The sequence below is a fragment of the Arenibacter certesii DSM 19833 genome (genome assembly GCF_000429545.1).
GTDB classification, from domain to species: domain Bacteria; phylum Bacteroidota; class Bacteroidia; order Flavobacteriales; family Flavobacteriaceae; genus Arenibacter; species Arenibacter certesii.
On sequence record NZ_AUCB01000055.1, the window covers coordinates 1 to 19249 of the forward strand.

Here is a 19249-nt window from a genome sequence, read left to right on the forward strand (position 1 = left end):
ACATAAGGGCAAGTTTGCCCTTGGCGCAGAAGATGCACCTTGGGCCCTTTTTGGCTTCCTTCAGACCAAGGGCCGCTACCAGTTCGTCCCAAGGGATGGCGATATAGATCTTGCCAAGATCGCTTTCGAGAAACCGGGCGTAAAACGCATCGAACTCTTCGGTCTGGGAGGAAAATGTAAAACTGTGCTGGAAATCGTGGATTCTTCGTATCTTGGACATAGACATTAAGATAAAAACCCCGTTTTTTGAGCTAGAGACTCGTTTTCGGGGTTTTATTATATCTAAATATACGAATTAAATACCTGATAAACAAGCAGTTGCGTCAATTCTGAATGCGCCTAAAAATTAGGGAGGCACTCCCCATTAATTTTGATCAGATTCTTTATTAGTAATTAATTCTGTGTCATTTAAAAGTGCGATAAAGTTTTTCCTAGGGATTTCCCTAGCTCCGAGACTGGCCAAATGTGAATTGTATACTTGGCAATCAATAACTTTGTAACCTTGCTTTTCCAATTCTTTGGCCAAGTGGATAAATGCGTATTTTGAGGCATTACTCACGCTACTGAACATACTCTCACCACAGAAGACATGCCCAAGATCCACTCCGTATAAACCTCCTACCAGCAGATCGTTTTCCCACACCTCTAATGATTTTGCTATTCCCATTTTATGCAGACGCAGATAAGCCCATTTCATTTCATCTGTTATCCAGGTTCCATTCTGATCTTTACGGTCTATGGAGGAACATTCCTGGAGAACTTGCTTAAATTTTGTATTCCAAGTAATTCTGAACGGACTATTTTTCATCAGCTGACGCATACTCTTAGATATCTTAACTTCATCTGGAAATAGTACCATTCTTGGATCGGGGCTCCACCAAAGAATGGGGGATTCTTCATTAAACCACGGAAAAATTCCGTTTCTATATGCCAAAATCAATCTTTCGGGCGATAGATTACCCCCTACCGCCAACAACCCCTCCTTATCTGCGTTTTCTACATTAGGAAATAATAAACGGTCATCTAAAAAGAACATTCAAAATTATTTTAATGATTCTTAAAAATAACAAAACCTACCCAGTTATCAACCGGATAGGTCCTTAATAGCCTATTCTTGTTTAGTCATGAGCCATATTCATTAGCCCATTAAACAGCTTTATTTTCTTAGAAAGGTAGATCGTCATGATCCTCCTCATTTAAATTATCTGCTGGCTCAAAGGCATCCATTGGAGGAACTGGAGGCATTCCAGCACCACTAGTTTCTTGCTGCAAGTTTTCTATACGCCATCCTTGGATAGAGTTAAAGTACTTGGTCTCCCCCTGTGGATTTACCCATTCTCTACCTCTTAGGTTGATACTGATTTTAACAGGCTGACCTACTCCAAAGTTATTCAACAGGTCACATTTATCCTGTACAAATTCTACCATAATATGTTGTGGATATTGCTCCTCTGTAGTAACAACAACTTCTCTTTTTCTAAATCCTTTGCTCCCAAAAGTCTGGGTCTCACCTACCATTTTAATTTTCCCTTGTACTTCCATTTTCCTATTTTTCTAAATAATTCTGATTGATATTCTTTTTTTGTCAATATTAAGGATTTTGTAAAGGAACACCTAGAACAAAAGCTTCCAACTTACAATAGTCCCTTTATTTTAACATCCTAATACTACACCTTATCCTGTTTTCTATAAATCCCTTGAACGTGACGGCATTTTAAAATCGCCACCCTGTTTTTCACTATTTCACCTTCCTATAATCAGATTTCGGACTCTGCCAATAAAACTATCCAAGCGGCCAATAAATCATTAGAACTCAGAAGATCTTGTGCTTTTTTATGCAACTGACCTGGGTCACCTAAACTTATTAAAGTACGAAGTTCCCTATTCTTATTTATATAATTCCGCACTTCTTCTTTAGAAGGAAGTTGCTCTATATTTCCCAACTTTCCTAAATCGTTTCCGGTAAGAACAGCACTTAACCGTATATGACTGGGGAGCTGATCTATACCTATCCCCAAAGTGGAGATTGGCTTGGGAACTTCAAACAAGCCTAAATTAGCCCTGCTGTACCACCCTCCGCCCATCCGGGCTACTTGATCTATCTTATATTGATCCACATTTCCATTTTCATCTAAAATTTCCTCATCTAGGTGCACTTTTATTACTTCACAAAAAACTAAATTCCCGGCACCACCCTCTTTCCCCAAGGGTTCTACTTTGGTCACTTTACACTCAAATTGAACAGGAGCTTCTTTCACCCTAAAGGGCTTTACCATATCGGATTCCAACATAGTAAATCCGGCTTTAATAAATTCATTTACGCCTTCTTCGTACTCCGTACTGGCTAAAGAGACTTGTTGCACCATAGCATAGTTTACAACATTGATGACAACTTCCATAGTATCTAAAATGTTCTCCAAAGTATGCTTGGTCGTATTATTGCGGACCCTTCTAGCAGGAGAAAATATTAAAATAGGAGGATTAGCGCTAAAAACATTAAAAAAACTAAAAGGCGATAGGTTTGGTCTCCCCTGTTTATCTAGGGTACTTGCAAAAGCGATAGGCCTTGGCCCCACACTACCCAATAAAATCCCATGCAATTTTGCAGTTGAGACTTCTGAAACGAGAAGGGAAACCATTTTCTTCATAGCGGACAAAGGTAATAAATTACGGATAAAACGAAATAAACCCCACCTTCCTAAAATAGAATATCTTTGCCAAAATTACGTTATATTATAGTTATCAAGATTAATTATATTGATGGATGAATTTTAGTCCTAAAAAGAAAACTCCAAACATGCTATTACTAATAGCTTCTTTTGCTATAGTGAGCCTAATACTTTGGAACACTAATAGTTTCTTTAAGAAATTTAAGGAGGAGGAACGTTATAAAATGGAAATATGGGCCACTGCCCAGTCAGAATTCCTCTCCCTCCCTGTAGAGGCCGATCCTGGTAATCTACATATCAAAATATTTCAAAACAATACCTCCACCCCCATGATATTGGTAAACAAGGATAGCTCTATCAAAATTAATAATATGGGCGGAACAACTATTTTGGATACCGCATTTATACATAAGAAAATTAGAAGGTTTAAAGCAGAGAACCATCCTATTCTCATTGAGTACAAAGGCGAGCATCTAGCCACCTTATATTATGGCAACTCGGAAGTCCTCAACAAATTAAAATTTTATCCTATTGCACTTTTACTAATTATATTTCTTTTTGGCACCGTAATCTATTTCCTTTTTAAAACCAATAGAACATCGGAACAAAATAAACTATGGGCAGGGATGGCCAAGGAAACAGCACACCAAATTGGTACTCCTTTATCTTCACTATTAGGGTGGAATGAATTACTAAAAACTGAAAATATCAATCCAGAAATTACCAAGGAAATTGAAAAGGATATTAACCGACTAGAAACCATAACAGACCGATTCTCAAAAATTGGATCGCTACCAATACTTGTAGAACACGATATAGTTGAAGAAACAAAAAATGCTTATAATTACTTAAAGGCAAGAAGCTCTAAACTAATTAATTTTTCTTTCCATACCCATGTAGATCAGTATCCGGTTTTGTTAAACAAGGCCCTTTACAATTGGACTATAGAGAACTTGGTGAAAAATGGTATCGATGCCATGCGTGGGAAAGGCTCTATCAGTATTGAGATCCTTCCCAGTGGCAATTATGTTAAAATTCTAATATCGGATACCGGTTCTGGAATACCCAAGAAAAATTACCAAACCATATTCAATCCGGGTGCTACCACAAAAAAAAGAGGGTGGGGATTAGGACTTTCTTTGGTTAAAAGAATAGTAGAAGAATACCATAATGGTAAAATTAAAGTACTTTCGTCCTCTAAAGAAGGTACCATAATGCAAATTTCATTAAAAGCTAAAAAATAAGGTGATGGCAAAGGAGAAAATGGTAGTTCTGAAGGAAGCAGATCTGACCAATAACTGTCCCGAATGTTTTAATCAGGAATTAAAGCTAACATTTTATCAAAAACATTCTTACGGCAGGTTGTTTGATAGGACTACAAAAGATCTTACTCATGAAATAAAGTGCACCAAATGCAATTCCTTGATTTACCCGGTTACTTGGACCGAGGATATAGAAAGGGTATATGATTATTACCGCAGAATGGCCACCCCAGAGAAAGCCACGATAAGGTTTACCACCTTATTCTATATTCTTGTGCTGTTGTTAACCTCCGTTATTGGTATAGGGGCCTACTTTATAATCCAGACTTTTATTTAATCTTGGCCTTGATTTTTTCTGCAATTTCCATAAAATCATCTTTAGACTGTGGTACCTTATGTTGAAAAGTAGCATCGCGCATATCGTTTAGCGGTATTAGGTGCACGTGCACGTGTGGCACTTCCAAACCTATTACGGTTAGGCCTACCCTATCACAAGGTATAGCTGCTTCTATGGCCAACCCAACTTTTCTAGAAAAAGCCATTAGGCCCATATAGGTTTCCTCATCTAAGTCTAAAAGTCGGTCTACCTCTTTTTTAGGGATACAGAGGGTATGACCCGGTGTATTGGGATTTATATCTAAAAACGCATAGAAGTTATCGTCCTCTGCAATTTTATAAGAAGGAATTTCGCCTTTTATGATTTTGGTGAAGATAGAAGCCATATGTATTTGTCAGGTATTAACGTTAAATTAAATTTTGGATGTTTCTAATCTACGAGATGACATCCCTTTTGACTCTTTGGATTACAATTTACTAAAAGACATTGATAAACCCAGATTATTATATAATACAAAAGACCTTAATTGCAAGAAACAATTAAGGTCTTTACTAATTATATATATATAATTATATCAATTTATCTGGAAATTTCCAAAATTTCAAATTTCAGGATCCCGTTAGGAACCGCAATTTCTGCAATTTCACCTACCTTTTTCCCCAACAAGCCTTGGCCTATTGGTGAATTTACAGAAATCTTGGCTGCTTTTAAATTCGCTTCGCTCTCTGCAACTAGGGTATATTTCATTTCCATCCCGTTATTCAAGTTCTTCAGTTTAACGGTGGATAAAATAAGCGCTTTGGAAGTATCCAATTGTGATTCATCTATTAATCGGGCATTGGATAATGTTTCTTCCATTTTAGAAATTCTCAACTCCAACAAGCCTTGTGCCTCTTTGGCAGCATCGTATTCTGCATTTTCGGATAAATCTCCTTTATCCCTCGCCTCACCAATGGCCTTTGAGGCTTTTGGACGCTCTACATCCTTAAGATAACTTAGCTCTTCCCTCAATTTCTTCAGCCCTTCTGCTGTATAATAAGATACTTTGCTCATTCTTTCTGCGTTTTATAAATAGGAAAATCCTCTTTTTTTAAAGAGGATTTAGACAAATATACATAATTTTTGTTCAATTTTGTTTAAGTTATCTTAAATAGACATAAGACATATGAAACCTATTCTCGCGCTGCTAATATTAGGTGTTTTTTTATCCTGTGACAAAAACAACTCTGATAGAAATCCCTATTTACAAGAGATTAGTTTCAGATTTCCTTTAAACCTAAACCTCCCATTGTACAGTCCGCTTACGAATACCGGAAACGCTGTCTATATAGGCAATACCGCAGTAGGCACCCGTGGTGTATTTGTGATCAATACCGGATTCAATAGTTTTTTAGCTTGGGAGGCCAGTTGTCCCAATCATGCTCCCAATAACTGTTCCACCATGAACCTTAAGGGGCAAACTGTAACCTGCTCTTGTGAAGGCTATGAATACAATCTCTTTACTGGACAATTAATGAACCGACCAGATGATGGGAAGCGATATCATGACCTGCTTTTTTATCAAGCTACTTACAGTGGGAATACGGTTATTATTTCAAATTAAAACTTATATATTTCCTAAAATTCGGTCCATAATCCAACTAGTATGCAAGCCAGTGCTGCCCTGGGAAGGATGCGCTTTATTTTCTAATAAATGAGCTCTAATATTATCTACATGATAATGCTGTACATGGTGCGGATGCTCAATAAAAATACGGGTAATACCCTCACTTGTTTCCAGAACAATATCCTCCTCATTAAATACTGAAAATTCAATTTTACCGCTATTCCCCAATATAGCAACCTTATCTTCTCTATTAAAGGTGCCAAAATTCCAACTTGCCGTGCCCAACACCCCACTTTTATGCTTCCAACAAGCCGTAATTGCATCCTTTGCAGAGTAAAGTCTCTGTTGATTTATACTTGTACCGTGCACCTCCTCCATCTCCCCCAATAGGTAAGTAAACAGGTCCAATCCATGACTAGCCAAATCGTCAAAATACCCTCCTGGAGCAACTACCTCATCGGTACGCCAATTATAAGACTGCTTAAGATCAATCTTATTTGGAGGCCTACAAAACTGCCATTGTATTTGCCTAATGCCACCAATCTTTCCCTGATCTAGCCATTCTTTAATTTTTAAGAATCTAGGCAATGACCGACGGTAATAGGCAATAAAAAGAGGCAGTCCTTTATCTAAAAAGCAGTTATAAATCTCTAAGCTATCGGAGTAATTGGGAGCCATTGGCTTCTCTATACAGCAAGGCTTTCCGGCTTCCGCCACACTTAAGGCATAGTATTTATGGGAATTTGGTGGAGTGGCAATATATACCGCATCTATTTCTGAATCAAAAATTAGATCCTCTGCTTTGGAATACACTTTGGCAATAGCATGTCTCTTAGCATAATCCTTCGCCTTTTCAATATTCCGTCTCATAACCCCGTATAACTGAAAGTTAGATGTTTCTTGGTAGGGTGGTCCACTCTTTACCTCCGTTACTGCTCCACACCCAATAATCCCCCATTTTAGAGGCAGGGAATATTTATAGTCACCCATATCAATGATTCAATATTTGCTTATTATGTCTATTAACAAAAATAGAAATTTGTAGTTACAATACCTTTTCAATATTGCAGGAAGGCGATGAAAACCAAAACAATAAAGTTCTAACCAAAGAGATAAATAAAAAACGTAATTTAGTGAGCCTAATACTGATTAGTCCATTTTAAACTAAAATAAACTACCAGCCACTTGTAACCTCACATATGAAAGCCACAGAATTTATTTCTCTATTCAATTTTTATAAACTCATCTTCCTACTATCCCTTATGACGGTATTTTCCTGTAAAGAAAAAAAGACGGGAGTTGAAATTCAAAAAGCCGAAAATTCAATCCCTATAGAAGCAGGTTTCATCTCCCTTTTCAATGGGAAAGATTTAAAAGGATGGGAAGGAGATCGCACAATATGGCGTGCGGAAAACGGAATTTTGATTGGAGAACTAGACCCCATCACCAACCTTAAAAACAATACATTCCTAATTTGGAAAGACGGTGAGCCACAAGATTTTGAATTACAACTGGATTTCCGAATTTCTGAATCAGGGAATAGCGGCATTAATTATAGAAGTGATATTTTGGACAGTATTCCTTTTGCGCTAAGAGGCTATCAAGCAGATATTGATGGAAAAAACAATTATACGGGACAAAACTACGAGGAAAGAAAACGCACTACCTTAGCATACCGTGGCGAGAAGGCAGTAATTGCATCGCAACCCAATCCAGATCAACCTAATTCTCTACGCGAAAACATTAGAAATAATGCATGGCAAAGCAGGGAAATACTAGAAAATTTAGGCAATCCCGATATATTAAAGGATAAAATCAATAAACAAGGGTGGAACTCATGTAAATTAATTGTGAACGGGAATACCTTACAACATTATGTAAATGGCGTTTTAATGAGTGAAGTGATTGATAAGGATTCTTTAAATCGTAAATTATCGGGGCATCTGGGATTACAAATACATGTAGGCCCCCCAATGAAAGTAGAATATAGAAATATTCGACTTAAAAATTTATAAGGACACCTGTAAAAATACCGTTACAATTCTACAAGTTAATTGGACCGGCAATGAAGGCAAAGGCACTCGTGATCCTAAGGGTTTTAATCGGAATCACACCATATTTTGTGTAGGAAAATATAGTGATATAAGCGGTTCGTCAGATCCATCATTTTCAGAGGATATTTCAAAATACTACCCTGAAGATTTATTTCTTTCATCCATTTCTGCATGCCATATGCTTTGCTACCTGTATCTATGCTCCATACCTAATACTGTAGTTAACGATTACACGGACACCAGTGTGGACATGGTACTAAAAGCGAATGAATTACATATTGATGCCAATAAAATGTGTTTTATAGCTAATACTTACAATTTTAAAATAAGACATAATCCTAAGACGATTGCAGTATAAAGGTCTGATTACTAACCAAGCTTAAATGCTCCAACGCTTATGTGCCCATTGCATTCAGGAATGCGTCAATTTATACGCTGCATTTTCCGATCCGTCCCCTTAACGGCTTAGGAAATTGGCTTAGTTTCCAAAATAGTCCTAAAAGGAGAAAGTTACCCTCCATAAATCATAGTTGGAACAAAAAGGAAGAAAGAGTTTAAATCTAAGTGATCTACCGCCCATCACTTCATATTTCTTACCTCTATATAATAGAATTTTGCCCATCCATCATTTTACCTTTGGATTATAAGGGTTAAAATTACAAAATGACAATATTTTTAGATAGATTTATAGAAAAAGGCATTAATTTATAGACATTAATGAGGATTCTAACCCCTTCAGGTATCTTGTAAATTGCTTTTAACCGTGCCGATGGGAATTTAATTTCAAAAATAACTATTGATTAAATCAATCTGGAAATTAACTGCATATAATAACATCAGTGTTCATAAAAAAAATGCTACCCAACTCTAATTCACATTTAATATGAAAGATAAATTTGTTTTAGCATTAGTACTTATATTCTCGCTAACCGTATTTTCCCAACAACCAAAATTAAAAGACATTTTCAATGGAAGGAATCTCAACGGTTGGATCGTTCCCACTAATAATATTTGGTGGTCGGCAGAAAACGGAATGTTGATCGGGAAAAGTGATCCTGAAAAAAAAGGTTCCATTCTGTGGACCAAAAACGAATTTAAGGATTTCGAATTTGAAACGGAATTCCGTTTTGGGGAAGGAACGGTAGATTCTGGAATCTTTATCAGAAATGATAAGCAACAGATCCAACTAGGAATCTCTGGCGCTTTAAAACGAGACATGACTGCATCTCCTTATATTGCTGGCTTGGGATACCCCGTAGAAGCGCACAACATTAACCGAATTTTAAAACCAAAAGATTGGAATACTATTAAGGTTATCGCCATTGCAGGGTATTATGAGGTTTGGCTAAACCATATCCATGTTATGAGCTACACTTCAGAGAGCTTCATAGAACAGGGGCCGATTGGTCTTCAAGTACATCCAAATAATGAAATGACTATAAGTTTTAGAAATACAAAGGTTGCCAACCTAAAATAAGATTGGGTAAACAGAGATATTATGAAAAAGACAATACAAAAAATAATGGCCTGGCCATTTCTCCTTATTGTACCCATCCTATTTTTTGGGCCCATCTCCTGCAAGCAGAAGAAACCGGAAACAGCGGATCAGTTGGATCTAAAAACAACCAAAGAAAAAAGAATTCAATTGATTAGGGACGATGCCGAGAAAAAAGTATCGGTAATGATTGACGGTAAACTATTTACCGCTTACCGTTATCCGAAAAATATTAAAAAACCAATCCTCTACCCACTTATAACTCCAGCCGGAAGCAAAGTTACACGAAAATATCCCTTGGAACCATCCGTTGGGGAACGTGTAGACCATCCACACCAAGTAGGGGTGTGGTTTAATTACGGAAATGTAAACGGGCTAGATTTCTGGAACAATTCTGACTCCATTAAAGTAGAGAAGAGGAACCTATACGGTACCATAATACACAAAAACATCTTAGAAATGGAGGATGGTGATGATCAGGGCCTACTTAAGGTAGCCATGGATTGGATCTCTCCCAAGGGAGAAGTTTTGCTAACGGAAAACACCACTTTCATTTTTAGGAGAACGGAAGCTGAATATTCCATAGATCGCATTACCAATCTTGGAGCTCCCAATGGAGAGGTTCTGTTTAAAGATAATAAAGAAGGGGTTTTAGGGATCCGGGTAGCTAGGGAGTTAGAACATCCTTCTGACAAGCCAGATATTTTTACCGATACTAACGGACTCCCCACAGCGGTACCAGTTCTTAACAACGACGGAGTAAATGGAAAATATTTTAACAGTGAAGGTATTGAGGGGAACGACTGTTGGGGTAAAAGATCTAATTGGGTTAATTTAACTTCTACAATTGGTGATGAGAAAATCTCTCTTGTAATAATGGACCATAAGAACAACCCAGGATACCCTACTTATTGGCATGCTAGGGGCTATGGATTATTCGCGGCTAACCCTTTGGGACAGGAAGTATTCAGTGATGGCAAGGAAAGCTTAAACCTAAGCTTACAGCAAGGAGAAGATGTCACTTTTAAACATCGGATAATCGTGGCAAGCAAGAATTTAGGGAAATCTGAATTGGATGCGCAGTTCTCCAAATTTTTACAAGAGTAACCAACTTTAATCGTCTTACAAGGCACAAAACCATATAATCAACCTATAAAATATAAACATGGACAACAGAAGAAATTTTATTAAAAAGACCACTTTAGCCAGTACTGGAATTGTCGTGGGGGCATCAGCATTTTCTGCCAAATCCTACGGGAATATCTTAGGTGCAAATGACCGGATTATACTCGCTTCTATTGGTGTTAGAGGAAGAGGAGAAGGTTTATTGGAGAACTTTGCCAAAATGTATGGTGATGGAGTAAGGATAAAGACTATTTGCGATGTGGATTCTGCTTTTTTAGGGGAGCGGGTAGCCTTGGCAGCAACACATCAAAATGGCAATAAGCCAGGAACGGAAGAAGATTTACGTAAAGTATATGATGATAAAGAAATTGATGCGGTCGTTATAGCAACCCCCAACCATTGGCATGCCCTATCTACCATTTGGGCCTGCCAGGCTGGGAAACACGTATATATAGAAAAGCCCAGCTCCCACAATGTATGGGAAGGGAGAAAAATGGTGGAAGCTGCCAGAAAATATAACCGAGTAGTGCAAGTAGGATTTCAAAACCGATCTATAAGCAATGTGATGCAAGCTATGGAATTCCTTCATAACAGAGGAATAGGCGAAGTATTCATGGCACGGGGCACTTGCTTTAAACCACGGGATTCCTTTGGCATCTCTCCAGATAGCGCACCACCAGCAACCTTAAACTACGATCTTTGGCTTGGTCCAGCTACCTATAGACCGTACAATGAAAAAAGGGGCCATTACAATTGGCATTGGCACTGGAATACTGGAAATGGAGATACTGGCAATCAAGGACCGCATCAATTTGATGTAGCTCGATGGGGTCTTAACAAAAACGAACATCCAATAAAAGTACAATCTATGGGTGGCATATTTGGGATATCGCCAGAAGAATGTTCTCAAGAAACACCCAATACCCAAACTTCAGTATTTGAATATGCAGATGGCAAAATATTAGAATTTGAAACCCGAGGAAGGTACACCAACCACGAAGCCAATTTAGGCATTAAAATAGGTAATATGTTTTACGGTAGCGAAGGATGGCTAGAAGTCAATGGCGATACTTGGAACGCCTTTAAAGGTTCCGAAACTGCACCTTTTGCAGGTTCAGGAATGGGCATAGGGGCTGCGGTTGGCGGAGACAATACCTTTTTAACCGCTCCGGACAGCAAAGGACATTTTGGGAATTTTATAGACGGACTTCGATCGGGTAATCACAGCGATTTGAATTGTGATATTGAAGTTGGACACACCTCTACGGTATTGCCATTAATTGCGAATATTGCCTACCGCGTAGGTGAAACCTTGAAATTTGATGGAAAAACAGAAACGTTTATAAACAATAAAGAAGCAGATGCTTTATTGACTAGAGAGTATAGGGCACCGTACGTGGTTCCTAATAAAGTTTAAAGACCCTTACTATGAAGATAGCCTGCAATACGGTTAAAAAGGGTTATTCAACACCTTAACCATTGTAACTAAATTTCCTCTTTAGGAAACCCTTCTCAACTGTAAAATTAAAGGCTATAAAGTTAACAAGATATGTTTCCATCTTCTTTACCTTATAGCCTTCTAACCATAAAATTAATTAATAAATAATACGGGTATTTATCTTAACTTAAAAAGTAATAGTTGCTCCTAACAAGAAATTTATTCCTGCCTGGGGATAATAACCAGCTCCCTCCACAGTAGTAATGGTTCCTGGAACGGAATAATCATCATCATAAGTAAAGAAATAACCATTAGATTCATAAAGAGTATCGAAAATATTGTTCACCAAGCCAGAAAGCACAATGTTTTTAATAAAACTATTGGTCTGAATTATATATTGGACATTTATATCGGTTTGGGAATAGGGATCCAATACTGAACTCTTTGCATCAATGTTACCCATATACTGCTTGCCTACATATTTTGTTAACAAACTAAGTTGCAAATCGGGAGTGGGCAGATAGGTGAAAATATTCCCTGCTATCACACTTGGGGAAAATGAAATATGGGTGTTTCCTAAATTTTCTAGATTACCATCGCGTTGGAATACAAAATTTTTATTTCTGTTATCGCTAAGTGCCACATTAGGACGTAGGATAAATTTATCGCCCAAGGTAAGTATAGCATCTATTTCCAATCCCATTCTATAACTATCACCAACATTTGCACGCAAAGGACCTCCAACATCATTTAACTCCCCGGTAAGAACCAATTGATCTTTGTACTTCATATAGTACAAATTAGTATTTAAACTAACTCCAGTTGAAGTATGGCGCCATCCTAATTCAAAGTCATCCAGTTTTTCTGGTTTAGGACTTCCACTCTTATAATCATTTCTGTTTGGTTCTCTATTTGCCCTCGCATAAGAGAGGTAAAAATTATTATTGGTATTCAAATCATACGTAATCCCTGCCTTTGGATTAAAAAAGGTAAAAGTATCATCGACTATTCCTGTCTCTGCACCATTAGCGGTATAAACAATATCCCTTAGTTGCAAATCTCCATAAACGCTCCAGTTGCTATCTATCTTATAGTTAGCCTTGGCGTAAACATTCATATCCTCTTTTGTGGAAGTATCGTCGTAGTACCTATCTTTATAATCTCTATTATTGGAAAAACGGGCCCATATAATTTCACCAAAATGGTCTCCGGTATAATTGTTCCATCCTCCACCTAAAATCACATTCAAATTTTCATCTTGGTAGTTAGCAGAAAATGTAGCCCCATAAAAGTCGTTATCTAACCACCTTCTACGGATTAGATCCGTTCTATTTACCATTTCACCATCTTTCAAAAAAGGTGCAATCCCATAGGTATCAAACTTATCGTCTTCTCTATACTGCTCAAAATATCCTTCTCCACGGGTATAGTGTAAGGCTAAATTAGAACTCCAGCTATCCGATAGTTTCTGGTTCCAGTGTAATTGAAAATGATTCTGCTTATAGTCGTCCACTTCATTGTCATAAAATTGAGTAACCCCATTTTCATCGGTATATTCCCCTGCGGTATTATAGGTCCTATTATTTTCGAGCTGGTCCTTATCTATCCCGTTCCATGCTTGGTAGGTTGTTTGATGCCCCCCGAACATTAATGCCTTAATTAGGGTTTTGTCATCCAAATAAGACGCCTGTAAAAAATAGGAATCTAGATCAGAAGAAGCCCTATCGACATACCCATCGGAAGTGATTTTAGAAAAGCGACCAGAGATTTCCACATGGTCATTAAGTAGTCCAGTACTAAACTTTAGGTTGTTCTTTAGGGTATTAAAGCTTCCAAAAGACGAATTGATCTCACCATAAGCTTCTTTGGAAACGGCATCGGTAAGAATATTTAAACTAGCTCCAAAGGCCCCAGATCCGTTTGTTGAAGTCCCTACTCCTCTTTGCAACTGTAAACTTTGAGTAGAAGAAGCAAAATCGGGCATATTTACCCAAAAAGTACCATGAGATTCGGAATCATTATATGGTATACCGTTAATAGTAACGTTTACCCTCGTTCCATCACTACCTCTTACCCTAATTCCAGTATAACCAACTCCTGCACCGGCATCGGTAGTAGTTACCACGGCGGGTAGAAAATTCATTAGAATCGGGATATCCTGACCTAAATTTCTAGATTTCATCTGTTTTTTGGTAAGGTTGGTGAAGGTCACTGGCGACTCTTGAGTAACCCGAACCGCGGAGACTAGCACCTCATCCAGTGTAATCTGACTGCCTTCCAGAGAATCTTTAGGCGTTTCTTGGCCGAAGGCCGATAATACGGCACCAACAATGGCAGCCGTTGTGAACATAGTTTTCATTCGTAATACATTTGTTACGAATAAAAGGGGCTATTATTCTTGTTAAAATTTGATTTTTGTTTTTTCCCGACAACAAAATGGTGTCAGCAATAAAACGTTTGAAATTCCCGAATGCGACTTTCGCATCCCTTGGCAGCATTACCTGCCCAGGTTCCTTGGGTATAATCTCAGCCTACAATAGCAAGCACCCCTTTGAGATGGGCGCAAATTTACATCCATAGAATTCAATTTCAAAATTATAATTCACAATTAATAATTAACCATTTTTTATAGACTTATCGAACCTCAAAACCGTAATTTAGATGTGTCATTTACAATTAGGGACGAATATGAATAAAACCAAAAATAAGTTTACCTTCAAAATAATATTCAGTTATTTAACACTGGGAATATTAGCTTTAGTAGTAGGTTATTTTATTACTTCTGAAATTAAGGTCTATGTTTCCACAGAAATTGAGGCGGAAAACGACTCCAAATTATTAAAAACAGGGTCATTACTTACCGAATTGTACCAAGCGGAGAGTCTCTCTAAATTAGCACTTCAAAAAAAATCGCAAAAAAGTTTTACTGCTTACACCCAGAGAATAGACTCTATTTTTATTTCTATAGATTCATTAAAGCTACTTACAGATAATAACCACCAAAAAAAAATGCTGGACAGTGTACAGGGCCTGCTCCAAAAGAAAGTATTCAACAGCAATGAACTGTTACGATTAAAAAGAAATAGCGAAAACAACAACTCTATAGACAACGCTTTATTGGAACTTACCAAAATAGAACAGTCTATGGGAAAACTTCCTCCAGAGAGTTTTAACCCAAACTACGCGGACTTGCCAGAAAAATCTCGCGAAATTTTAAAAACTTTTGCGGAATACCTCAGTGAAAATGTCCCTAAGGATGAAGGAAACCGAGCTACAGCTAAAGAGATGGACTCCATTATTACCGCTTCTAAATTGCAATTGGAAGAGGCCAAGCAGCAGAGCATCAAAACCATTCGCAACTTGGCACAAAAGGAGATGGAACTCAACAGGGCCGACCTAGAAATATCCCAGCAGTTAAGAAGTATTATTTCCGCTTTTGAACAAGAGGTTTTAGCACGGTCGTACATAGATAATTTAAAAAAACAGGAAGCGCTAAATCGAAGTATCCGTCTTGCGGGTTTTGCAGCCTTGTTAGGTTTTGCAATTGTAGCGTTATTTACCTTTTTTATTACAAAGGATTATTGGAAAGTGCAATTGTTCAGACAACAGCTGGAAAAGGAAAAGAAATATTCAGAATCTCTTTTAAAAAGTCGGGAACAATTAATAGCTACAGTAAGTCACGATCTGCGAACCCCACTTAATACTATAACCGGTTATTCTGAACTAATGGAAACTACAGGGCTTACAGGTTTGCAGGTTTCCTATCTTAGGAATGTAAAATCGGCATCCAATTATGTAGATAGTTTAGTAAACGATTTATTGGATTTTTCAAAACTGGAAGCAGGGAAAATAAAAATTGAAAAGTCCCCTTTTATCTTGGCCGACCTTATAACCGAAACCGCTGAAAATTTAAGGGAACTAAACTCTGGGAAGAAGATAGCCCTGCAACTGGATCTGGATGAGCGTTTAAAAAATCCGGTGCTAGGTGATGCTTTTAGGATTAGACAAATATTGACCAACCTAATTGGGAACGCATACAAATTTACTGCGAAAGGATATATTAAAATTACGGCAAAGATTCTTCATCAAACTGGCGATAGCTATAGCACGCAAATTCAGATAATAGATTCGGGAATTGGGATAAAAAAAGAGAAACAGGAACAAATTTTCAAGGAATTTACCCAAGCAGATGATCATACCGATAAAAAATATGGCGGTTATGGCCTTGGACTCACCATTTCCAAAAAAATAACGGAATTACTAGACGGTAAGATCAATTTAAAAAGTGAAGAAGGAAAAGGAAGTACATTTACTTTAGAGATTCCTTTTATCATCTCTACAATTCCAGTACAGCCCGACGAAAAAATAAAAATACACCCACAAGCTAAGCTGTCATTACTAATTTTAGACGATGATCCTGCCATGTTGAAACTGCTAAAAGAGGTCTGCCTTCACCTTAGTTTTACAGTTAAAACCTATAACAACTTCTATGATATTGAGAAAAATATCCCCTTAGAATATGATGTCATATTGACCGATATTCAAATGCCCAATATCAGTGGATTTGAAGTGTTAGAAAAGCTCCAAAAAGGAGATTACAAACATTATAAGGGACAACCTATAGTAGCGATGACGGGAAGAAAAGATTTAAAAAGACAAGACTACCTTCAATACGGATTTGCGGATATTATGCAGAAACCATTCGCAAAGGATAGATTTATAGGAATGCTAGGCGCACTTTTCCCTAGCATAATCACCAAAAACCAAGAAATGGCCGAAGAAGAAAAAATCAGTTCCGATTCTAACTTATTTAGTTTAGAAGTAATCACCTCCTTCTTAGGAGACGATAAAGAAGCGGTTGCCGAAGTCCTTAACACTTTTATAACAGACACTGCTAAGAGTTTGGAAAAATTAAAAGAAGTAATGGCAACTGCAGAAAGTACTGAGATAAATGCTATTTCGCACAAAATGCTTCCCATGTTCAGACAGTTAAAAGCTAAGGAAATAATCCCCATTCTTGAACAATTGGAGACTTTAAAACCACACGAGCTAACTATAAAAGAATTACAGCAGACCTATAGCAGTCTTACTAACAAAGTAAGGGCACTAATTTTGGCGATAAATGCCTATTTAACTAGAGATCCAACTTATAGTGGTTAATCTTGTTGTATAATGTTTTCCTCGTAATCTGGAGTAATTTTGCCGCCTTTGATTTATTAAAATTGGTTTGTTTTAGGGCTTTAATAATCTGCTCCTTTTCATAGTCTGCCTTGGAGAAATTTTCTTCAGACGAATCTGCTTCCTTGGTTTTGTATACCTCTTTGGGCAAAGCTTCCTTTTCTACAACATCTCCTGTGGTCAACAGCACAGCTCTTTTAATTACGTTCTGTAGCTCACGTAGATTTCCAGGCCAATGATACTTTCCAAAAATTGCAACTACATCTTGGGAAAATCCTTGGACTTGTTTATCCAAAGATGTATTTGCCTTCTTTAAAAAATAATTAGCAAATAACATTAAATCTTCATATCTATCTTCCAAAGAAGGTGTCTCTATAGAAAATTCATTTATTCTATGAAAAAGATCCTCTCTAAAACTCCCCTGCTCCACTGCCTCCGCAAGATCTTCGTTGGTAGCTGTTACTATCCTTACATCTACCTTAATCTCTTTGGTACTCCCAACTCTTTTAATTTTTCGTTCTTGTAATGCCCTAAGAAGTTGAATCTGGTTGCCATAGGAAAGGTTTCCTATTTCGTCTAAAAACAAGGTGCCTTTATGAGCTGCTTCAAAATGACCAATCTTATCTTCTACAGCTCCCGTAAAACTACCTTTAATATGGCCAAAGAATTCACTAGTGGCAATTTCTTTGGGGATAGCCCCACAATCTACTGCCACAAAATTAAACTCCTTACGCTTGCTTTGATCGTGTATGGCCTTAGCAGTAACTTCCTTCCCGGTGCCACTTTCTCCAGTAATTAAAACAGACATATCCGTTGGGGCGACTAATTTTATATACTCGCTGAGTTTTAGCGATGCCTCACTTAACCCAGTGATTACCTCCCCTTCATGATCTACATTTTCCATGGATTGGGAGTTCTTGGTATTATCCGACTTTTTAGTGGGTTTGGGAGCTATTTCCTCATTAAGGGCACTTTTAATCTGCATTAAAATATCCTCTGGAGTAAAAGGTTTGGAGATATAATCGTAAGCTCCCTTTTTCATGGCCTCTACAGCAGAGCCTACCTCTGCATAACCCGTCATAACAATCACCTGAATTGTTGGATTTATTTCCTTAAAATCGGTCAACAGTTGCATTCCATCATAATTGGGAAGTCGCAGATCTGTCAGCACCAAGTCAAAAGAAGACTCCTTAAATTTCGATTTGGCATCCTCCCCGGTAAAACTAACTTCAACATTATATCCATTGCGGATTAAAAACTTTTGCAACATCTGGCAAAAGGCAGCATCATCTTCAATGATAAGTATCTTGGACATATTGATTTTATTCCGTTTTTGCTAGAATTAGTAAAAATACCATAAGTAAGCGAGTTGTTAATTAAAATTATCATAAAAATAAAGAGGGGCCGCTTTTAGCGACCCCTCTCTTACCAAACCAAACTTGATACAAACCAAATAACTCAAGTTATTTTACAATTCTATCCAATTGCCATCTTTATCGGCATAAAAAGTTGCAGCTGTACCATCTTCTAAAGCAATTTCCAATTTGTACTGCTCTTCTTTATTCACAGAAGCCTTATTAATAGTAGCTGTTGGATAATTAGTAGCTACTGCAGTGCTTACCGCTTCCGGTACATCTTTAGTTTCAATAGCGGTAAAATCGTCCTGGGCAACTGCTACTTCAGTCGTAACCTCTTGGGTTACTTCTTCTCCCTCTTGGGCAAATGCAGTCAAACTTCCTAATGATAATGCGGCAACAAATAATATCTTTTTCATAATGTGTGTTTTTATTTTATTCGTATTTAATCTTCACTTTATATGATCCAATAACCGAAGTTATTATTCCAATTCTATCCAGTTACCTTCTTTATCGGCATACAAAGTAGCCTCTGTACCATCCTCTAAAGTAACTTCTAACTTATACTGCTCCTCCTTGTTCACGGAAGCCGTTTTAATACTAGCCGATGCATGATCTGTAGCTACAGCTGTACTTACCGCTTCAGGTAAATCATTTATTTCAATAGCGGTAAAATCGTCCTGGGCAACTGCTACTTCAGTGGCAACCTCTTGGGTTACTTCTTCTCCCT

General features: G+C 37.6%; 19 protein-coding genes. 8 read left to right on the forward strand and 11 right to left on the reverse strand.

Annotation, left to right across the window (positions count from 1 at the left end):
* The 4 genes from G466_RS24005 to G466_RS0118165 form a co-directional block, all read right to left on the reverse strand.
* A partial coding sequence (locus G466_RS24005; RefSeq protein ID WP_157373859.1) for a hypothetical protein occupies window positions 1–220 on the reverse strand: 220 nt, incomplete at its 3' end.
* 144 nt (window positions 221–364) lie between these two features.
* On the reverse strand, window positions 365–1036 hold the full coding sequence (gene aat, locus G466_RS0118155) for a leucyl/phenylalanyl-tRNA--protein transferase (RefSeq protein WP_026814902.1): 672 nt from the start codon (window positions 1034–1036) through the stop codon (window positions 365–367).
* 128 nt (window positions 1037–1164) lie between these two features.
* Complete coding sequence (locus G466_RS0118160) at window positions 1165–1542, reverse strand: DUF3127 domain-containing protein (protein WP_026814903.1); 378 nt, start codon at window positions 1540–1542, stop codon at window positions 1165–1167.
* Window positions 1543–1757: 215 nt separating this feature from the next.
* Window positions 1758–2648, reverse strand: coding sequence for a flavin reductase family protein (locus G466_RS0118165; RefSeq protein ID WP_026814904.1), 891 nt, complete (start codon window positions 2646–2648; stop codon window positions 1758–1760).
* Window positions 2649–2764: 116 nt separating this feature from the next.
* Here G466_RS0118165 and G466_RS0118170 point away from each other — a divergent pair, with 116 nt between their 5' ends.
* Window positions 2765–3913 (forward strand): sensor histidine kinase, encoded by a 1149-nt coding sequence (locus tag G466_RS0118170; RefSeq protein WP_026814905.1) that lies wholly within the window; start codon window positions 2765–2767, stop codon window positions 3911–3913.
* A gap of 4 nt (window positions 3914–3917) precedes the next feature.
* Entirely contained in the window at window positions 3918–4268 is a 351-nt protein-coding gene (locus G466_RS0118175; RefSeq protein ID WP_026814906.1) for a hypothetical protein, read from the forward strand.
* On the opposite strand, the gene G466_RS0118180 is transcribed toward G466_RS0118175, so the two are convergent.
* Both G466_RS0118180 and greA read right to left on the reverse strand, forming a co-directional pair.
* Complete coding sequence (locus tag G466_RS0118180) at window positions 4261–4653, reverse strand: HIT family protein (RefSeq protein WP_026814907.1); 393 nt, start codon at window positions 4651–4653, stop codon at window positions 4261–4263. The genes G466_RS0118175 and G466_RS0118180 overlap by 8 nt on opposite strands.
* A gap of 194 nt (window positions 4654–4847) precedes the next feature.
* On the reverse strand, window positions 4848–5321 hold the full coding sequence (gene greA, locus G466_RS0118185; protein WP_026814908.1) for a transcription elongation factor GreA: 474 nt from the start codon (window positions 5319–5321) through the stop codon (window positions 4848–4850).
* Window positions 5322–5433: 112 nt separating this feature from the next.
* Between greA and G466_RS0118190 the strand changes: the two genes are divergently transcribed.
* Entirely contained in the window at window positions 5434–5871 is a 438-nt protein-coding gene (locus G466_RS0118190) for a Rieske (2Fe-2S) protein (protein ID WP_026814909.1), read from the forward strand.
* Between the two features lie 3 nt (window positions 5872–5874).
* On the opposite strand, the gene G466_RS0118195 is transcribed toward G466_RS0118190, so the two are convergent.
* On the reverse strand, window positions 5875–6864 hold the full coding sequence (locus G466_RS0118195) for a Gfo/Idh/MocA family protein (protein ID WP_026814910.1): 990 nt from the start codon (window positions 6862–6864) through the stop codon (window positions 5875–5877).
* 209 nt (window positions 6865–7073) lie between these two features.
* Between G466_RS0118195 and G466_RS0118200 the strand changes: the two genes are divergently transcribed.
* The 4 genes from G466_RS0118200 (at window position 7074) to G466_RS0118215 (ending at window position 11965) form a co-directional block, all read left to right on the forward strand.
* Window positions 7074–7889 (forward strand): 3-keto-disaccharide hydrolase, encoded by an 816-nt coding sequence (locus G466_RS0118200; RefSeq protein WP_051315760.1) that lies wholly within the window; start codon window positions 7074–7076, stop codon window positions 7887–7889.
* Between the two features lie 922 nt (window positions 7890–8811).
* On the forward strand, window positions 8812–9405 hold the full coding sequence (locus G466_RS0118205; RefSeq protein WP_026814912.1) for a 3-keto-disaccharide hydrolase: 594 nt from the start codon (window positions 8812–8814) through the stop codon (window positions 9403–9405).
* A gap of 21 nt (window positions 9406–9426) precedes the next feature.
* Entirely contained in the window at window positions 9427–10530 is a 1104-nt protein-coding gene (locus tag G466_RS22620; RefSeq protein ID WP_205622058.1) for a DUF6807 domain-containing protein, read from the forward strand.
* 58 nt (window positions 10531–10588) lie between these two features.
* Window positions 10589–11965 carry a Gfo/Idh/MocA family protein gene (locus tag G466_RS0118215; RefSeq protein ID WP_026814913.1) on the forward strand — a complete coding sequence of 459 codons (1377 nt, stop codon included), beginning with the start codon at window positions 10589–10591 and terminating at the stop codon, window positions 11963–11965.
* 208 nt (window positions 11966–12173) lie between these two features.
* On the opposite strand, the gene G466_RS0118220 is transcribed toward G466_RS0118215, so the two are convergent.
* Entirely contained in the window at window positions 12174–14345 is a 2172-nt protein-coding gene (locus G466_RS0118220; RefSeq protein ID WP_026814914.1) for a TonB-dependent receptor, read from the reverse strand.
* Window positions 14346–14674: 329 nt separating this feature from the next.
* Between G466_RS0118220 and G466_RS0118225 the strand changes: the two genes are divergently transcribed.
* Window positions 14675–17146 carry a hybrid sensor histidine kinase/response regulator gene (locus tag G466_RS0118225; RefSeq protein WP_026814915.1) on the forward strand — a complete coding sequence of 824 codons (2472 nt, stop codon included), beginning with the start codon at window positions 14675–14677 and terminating at the stop codon, window positions 17144–17146.
* On the opposite strand, the gene G466_RS0118230 is transcribed toward G466_RS0118225, so the two are convergent.
* The 3 genes from G466_RS0118230 to G466_RS24150 form a co-directional block, all read right to left on the reverse strand.
* Complete coding sequence (locus G466_RS0118230; RefSeq protein WP_026814916.1) at window positions 17121–18479, reverse strand: sigma-54-dependent transcriptional regulator; 1359 nt, start codon at window positions 18477–18479, stop codon at window positions 17121–17123. The genes G466_RS0118225 and G466_RS0118230 overlap by 26 nt on opposite strands.
* 153 nt (window positions 18480–18632) lie before the next feature.
* The gene (locus tag G466_RS0118235; protein ID WP_026814917.1) at window positions 18633–18938 is read right to left on the reverse strand and encodes a hypothetical protein; all 306 of its coding nucleotides are present in this window, start codon (window positions 18936–18938) and stop codon (window positions 18633–18635) included.
* A 63-nt stretch (window positions 18939–19001) separates the two neighbouring features.
* On the reverse strand, window positions 19002–19249 hold a 248-nt coding region (locus tag G466_RS24150), incomplete at its 5' end, for a hypothetical protein (RefSeq protein WP_026814918.1).

Coding starts and splice junctions, on each gene's coding strand:
- aat (WP_026814902.1), bottom strand. CDS start 1,036: ATGTTCTTTTTAGATGACCGTTTATTATTTCCTAATGTAGAAAACGCA.
- G466_RS0118160 (WP_026814903.1), bottom strand. CDS start 1,542: ATGGAAGTACAAGGGAAAATTAAAATGGTAGGTGAGACCCAGACTTTT.
- G466_RS0118165 (WP_026814904.1), bottom strand. CDS start 2,648: ATGAAGAAAATGGTTTCCCTTCTCGTTTCAGAAGTCTCAACTGCAAAA.
- G466_RS0118170 (WP_026814905.1), top strand. CDS start 2,765: ATGAATTTTAGTCCTAAAAAGAAAACTCCAAACATGCTATTACTAATA.
- G466_RS0118175 (WP_026814906.1), top strand. CDS start 3,918: ATGGCAAAGGAGAAAATGGTAGTTCTGAAGGAAGCAGATCTGACCAAT.
- G466_RS0118180 (WP_026814907.1), bottom strand. CDS start 4,653: ATGGCTTCTATCTTCACCAAAATCATAAAAGGCGAAATTCCTTCTTAT.
- greA (WP_026814908.1), bottom strand. CDS start 5,321: ATGAGCAAAGTATCTTATTATACAGCAGAAGGGCTGAAGAAATTGAGG.
- G466_RS0118190 (WP_026814909.1), top strand. CDS start 5,434: ATGAAACCTATTCTCGCGCTGCTAATATTAGGTGTTTTTTTATCCTGT.
- G466_RS0118195 (WP_026814910.1), bottom strand. CDS start 6,864: ATGGGTGACTATAAATATTCCCTGCCTCTAAAATGGGGGATTATTGGG.
- G466_RS0118200 (WP_051315760.1), top strand. CDS start 7,074: ATGAAAGCCACAGAATTTATTTCTCTATTCAATTTTTATAAACTCATC.
- G466_RS0118205 (WP_026814912.1), top strand. CDS start 8,812: ATGAAAGATAAATTTGTTTTAGCATTAGTACTTATATTCTCGCTAACC.
- G466_RS22620 (WP_205622058.1), top strand. CDS start 9,427: ATGAAAAAGACAATACAAAAAATAATGGCCTGGCCATTTCTCCTTATT.
- G466_RS0118215 (WP_026814913.1), top strand. CDS start 10,589: ATGGACAACAGAAGAAATTTTATTAAAAAGACCACTTTAGCCAGTACT.
- G466_RS0118220 (WP_026814914.1), bottom strand. CDS start 14,345: ATGAAAACTATGTTCACAACGGCTGCCATTGTTGGTGCCGTATTATCG.
- G466_RS0118225 (WP_026814915.1), top strand. CDS start 14,675: ATGAATAAAACCAAAAATAAGTTTACCTTCAAAATAATATTCAGTTAT.
- G466_RS0118230 (WP_026814916.1), bottom strand. CDS start 18,479: ATGTCCAAGATACTTATCATTGAAGATGATGCTGCCTTTTGCCAGATG.
- G466_RS0118235 (WP_026814917.1), bottom strand. CDS start 18,938: ATGAAAAAGATATTATTTGTTGCCGCATTATCATTAGGAAGTTTGACT.